Raw genomic sequence first — 4224 nt, 5'->3', positions numbered from 1 at the left:
TCGCCAGGAGCAGTAGTGCCATTCCTGGGAGAAACTCGATGGGTGAGCTGGTCGGGCGCCGTCATTGGATCGCGTTGTGGGTAGTGTCGTTGGGATTGAGCGCCTCGGCGTTCGCGTCCGATGCAGCGACTCCTGGCAAAGTATTTCGGGACTGTGCCAACTGCCCGGACATGAGCGTGGTTCCTTCGGGCAGCTTTGAGATGGGCGCCGCCCCGGGCGATGCGCAGGCCACCAAGGACGAGGGCCCCCGGCATCGAGTGACCATCGGCAAGCCATTCGCCATTGGCATTCATGAAGTCACCCGCGCGCAGTTCGAGGCGTTCGTGACCGCCACGAGTTACCAAGCAGGCGACAGTTGTCATGGCTACGAAGACGGCAACTGGCAGGGCAAGTGGGAGGACAAGGTAGGGCGTACCTGGCGTGATCCGGGATACGCGCAGGATGCGACTCATCCGGTGGTCTGTATCAATTGGCACGACGCCAAGGCTTATGCGCAGTGGCTGAGCCAAAGCACCGGTCAGCGCTATCGGTTGCCTACCGAAGCGGAGTGGGAATACGTGGCGCAGGCCGGCAGCCTCGATGCGAAGGGAGTCGACCGACTGAGCCACGACACCGCCAACTACGGCGCTGAGGCGCACTGCTGCACGTCACTCGCCACTGGCAACGATCGCTGGTTGACGACGGCGCCCGTCGGTAGCTTCAGCCCTGATGCGCTCGGACTCTATGACATTCGCGGCAACGTGTGGGAGTGGCTGGAGGACTGTTACAACAACGATTACACCGGAGCACCGACCGATGGCAGCGCGCGTACCAGCAACTGCTCGCTGGCCGATCGTCGTGCCGTGCGTGGCGGTGGCTGGGGTGATCCCGGTCGCCTGTTACGAGTGACCTACCGGCTGCGCAGCCCGGTCGCCGGTCGCTACTTCGGGCTGGGCTTCCGTGTGGCCCGGGATGTTGAGGCCCAATAAATTTCATTGCCGAGTGGCGGAAAAGTTCAGGTCGCCCGACATCATTCAGTTGAGACCACTATTATCCAGCGAGCCTGACAATCCTTCCGTTGCAATGGCCGAACCGCTCGACACCTGGTTCAGACGCGAAATCCTGATTCATGAGGCGTCTCTCATGCGCTTCCTGGGGCACGCGTGGCCCTATCGCGATGAGCACGCCGACATCAGGCAAGAGGCGTATGTGCGAGTGTACGCAGCGGCGCTGCAGGCTGTCCCCAGCAACCCACGGGCGTTTTTGTTCGCCATCGCCCGGCACATCATGGCCGATCGTCGTCGCCGAGAGCGGGTGGTGTCGATCCAGGCAGCGGGCGACAGCGACTTCTCCAACGACCTGGTCGATGAGCAAACGCCGGAGCGTTCATTGGGCGCGCGCCAGGAGCTCTTGCGACTCACCCAGGCTTTCGATCGGCTGCCGGCGAAGTGTCGCGAGGTGTTCTGGATGCGGCGGGTGCAGGACCTGTCGCAGAGAGAAGTGGCTCAGCAGTTGGGCGTGAGTGAGAACACGATAGAAAAGCAGATATGCCGGGCCGCCCGCCTGCTAGCACAGTACATCCGAGAGTTCAGCAGCGAGCTGCCGCCATTGCGGCACGAGCAGCGACCCGACGTCGCTGCCGAGGAAAACAATGAGGATCTGAAATGAGCAAGGAAGGCACCGAGCGCATCGAGCAACGCGCCGGCGAATGGCTGGCGCGCCGCGATTCGAACGACTGGTCAACGGAGCAGGAGGCCGAATTGGAGCGGTGGCTGGAGGAATCCCTGGAGCACCGCGTGGCCTGGTTACGCTTGCTGGAAACCTGGGAGAGTTCGCTGCGATTACGTGCGCTTGGAGCCGGCCCGAACTCGGAACTGCCGCCGCCCGGGCAATGGAATCTATCGCCGTTTTTCAGCAAGCGCGCCAGCCGGGCTACTGAGCGCAGTCCAGGCGGGTCGAGGCCAGGTTTTCGTGCGCTCGCTGCCAGTGTGTTGCTGGCCTGTGTTCTGAGCGCTGCCTGGTTTCTATGGCCGAGAAATATTTATGAAACTCCGGTCGGTGGCCTGGCGTCGGTGCCGATCGCCGACGGTTCGCGGGTCCTTCTAAACACGGACAGCCAGATCGAGGTTGCCATCACGGCGACCGAGCGTCGCATCGAGCTGAAGCACGGCGAGGCGTTCTTCGATGTGGCCAAGGATCCGAACCGCCCGTTCATCGTTGCGGCAGGTGGCCGAAGAATCATCGCGGTCGGGACGGCGTTTGCAGTCCGACGCGACGGCGAAGATGTGCAAGTCGTGGTCACTGAAGGCGTGGTGCGGGTGGAATCTGCAAAGCGTTTGCGTTCGGCGGAGAAGCACGACGCAGCCGCAAGTGTGTTGACTCCCGGCAGCATCGCTCGATTCAACGAGGATGCCGTGCTGGCGCAGACCAACCAACTCCTCGATGCCGAAGAACGGATCGCCTGGCGCAGCGGCACGGTGGTCTTCAGAGATGTGACATTGGCGGAAGCCGTTGCCGAGTTCAACCGTTACAACACGCGCAAGATCGTGATCAAAGATCCTGCTGCAACCGAGTACACCGTCGGTGGCAGCTTCAGCACCGTCAAAGTGGAGGCTTTCTTACGTCTGCTGGAACGCGCCTATCCGATCCGAGTGCACTTCGAGGAGGACGTGATCGTACTTACCGCTCGCTAGTGTTGCAGCCGATGGCGGAAAGCGTTCTGCCGAACGACTACCACAAGGCTCGTACACAACTACATTCGGTGATCTCATGCGCACTCCGATAATGCTCTTGTCTTCGCTCACGGTCAGCACGGTGTTGGCAGCGCAGACGAATGCGATCCAGGTGGCGCAAGCGGGAGCGTCCAAGGTCTCGGCCGAGGCGGTGGTTCAGCTGAATATCCCTGCGGGCGATCTGTTGGATGCGCTCAAGGCGCTCGCCAAGCAGACCGGCATCGATCTGGTGTACCTGCCGAAGCAGCTGGCCGGCCGCCAAACTCAAGGAATCAAAGGCGAGCTCACCGTGCAGGATGCGCTGCGCAGGCTACTCGAAGGCACGGCGTTGCGAGCCGACACCGATGTCGACTCCGGCGCCATTCTGATCTCCGAGCCCGAGCCCGCCGCACGATCGATCGTCGAGGATGCGTCGGGCCTGCTCGATGAGGTTCTGGTGAGTCGGCGTCGCCCGTTCACCGACGGCAACATGGACATCGTGCGCACCTCTGATGACGCTCAGGCATACCAGATCATCGGTAAGCAAGACATCGAGAAGTCGGGCGCGGCGGATGTCGAGAGTTTCCTGAAGAAGCATTTGTCGATGAATACGGCTGCGCAGCTCGGCACTCAGTCCAGTATCAGCACGGGAGGCGCGACCACGATCAATCTGCGGGGTATTGGCGCCAACCAGACACTGATTCTGATCAACGGCCGGCGCACCGCGAACACCGCTAGCTTCGGGGCTGCCGATCAGCCGGACGTGCGTAGCATTCCGCTCGGCGCCGTCGAGCGCATCGAAGTGTTGCCGGTCTCATCCTCGGCGATTTACGGAGGCAGCGCGATCGGCGGCGTCGTCAACGTAGTGTTGAAGCGCGATCTGGAAGGCGGGCAGGTGGGAGTTTCGTACCGAACGCCTTTCGACGTGCACGCGCCGATGCGCACTGTCGACGCCAGCTACGGCACGTCTTTGGAGGATGGCAGGACGCATCTCATGGCGGCGATTCGTTACTCTGATTCCAAGTCGCCTCGCAGTCGGGACCGACCTGAGTTGTTCGAGCGAGGCTTACAAACTGTCCTTCGCAACAATCCCGCGCTACTGACTTCGCCCACCTCGCCTTATCGCGGCGGGACCACGCCCAATATCGGTTCGGCCGACGGCTCCGAGCTGGTATTGAAGCCCGAGTACGGCGGCATGGGGCTGGGCTCGAACATCACGCACATTCCGCTCGGTGTCTCTGGCGTCACCGCGCCGCTAGATCTGGGCGCTGGATTGCTGGCGAACGCCGGCAGCTACAACTTCTCTCCAGTCTCAGCGGTTGGATCGTTTCAAGGGCTCGGGTTGAATTCGCCGATTCATGGCGAACCCGAAACCAAGTCGATCATCGCCAGTGCACGGCGGCGCATGACCGACAACGTCGAACTGTTCGCGGAGTTCTATCACAGCACCTACCGACTCGCGACCGATTGGGCTGCTTACAATCTGCCGGTCACCGTCAGCGCGGCATCGCCGGTCAATCCATTCCGGCAGAAC

At 61.9% G+C, this 4224-nt stretch carries 4 protein-coding genes; all 4 read left to right on the top strand.

Annotated features, from left to right (window positions below; translation table 11 throughout):
• On the top strand, positions 1-968 hold a 968-nt coding region (locus JNL55_RS36420), incomplete at its 5' end, for a formylglycine-generating enzyme family protein (protein ID WP_293866733.1).
• 94 nt (positions 969-1062) lie between these two features.
• Positions 1063-1647 (top strand): RNA polymerase sigma factor, encoded by a 585-nt coding sequence (locus JNL55_RS36415; RefSeq protein WP_293866730.1) that lies wholly within the window; start codon positions 1063-1065, stop codon positions 1645-1647.
• A complete protein-coding gene (locus JNL55_RS36410) occupies positions 1644-2672 on the top strand; it encodes a FecR family protein (protein ID WP_293866727.1) in 1029 nt (342 codons plus the stop codon). Before JNL55_RS36415 ends, JNL55_RS36410 begins: the two co-directional genes overlap by 4 nt.
• A 76-nt stretch (positions 2673-2748) precedes the next feature.
• A partial coding sequence (locus JNL55_RS36405; RefSeq protein ID WP_293866724.1) for a TonB-dependent receptor occupies positions 2749-4224 on the top strand: 1476 nt, incomplete at its 3' end.

Origin of the sequence: Steroidobacter sp. (genome assembly GCF_016790065.1) — a bacterium.
Taxonomy (GTDB): Bacteria; Pseudomonadota; Gammaproteobacteria; order Steroidobacterales; family Steroidobacteraceae; genus Steroidobacter.
Note: the sequence above shows the minus strand (reverse complement) of the source record. Positions and strands in the feature narration are given on the sequence as shown.

Bases quoted from the DNA above. Each gene is read 5' to 3' on its own strand.
- JNL55_RS36415 (WP_293866730.1), top strand. From the start codon at position 1,063: ATGGCCGAACCGCTCGACACCTGGTTCAGACGCGAAATCCTGATTCAT.
- JNL55_RS36410 (WP_293866727.1), top strand. From the start codon at position 1,644: ATGAGCAAGGAAGGCACCGAGCGCATCGAGCAACGCGCCGGCGAATGG.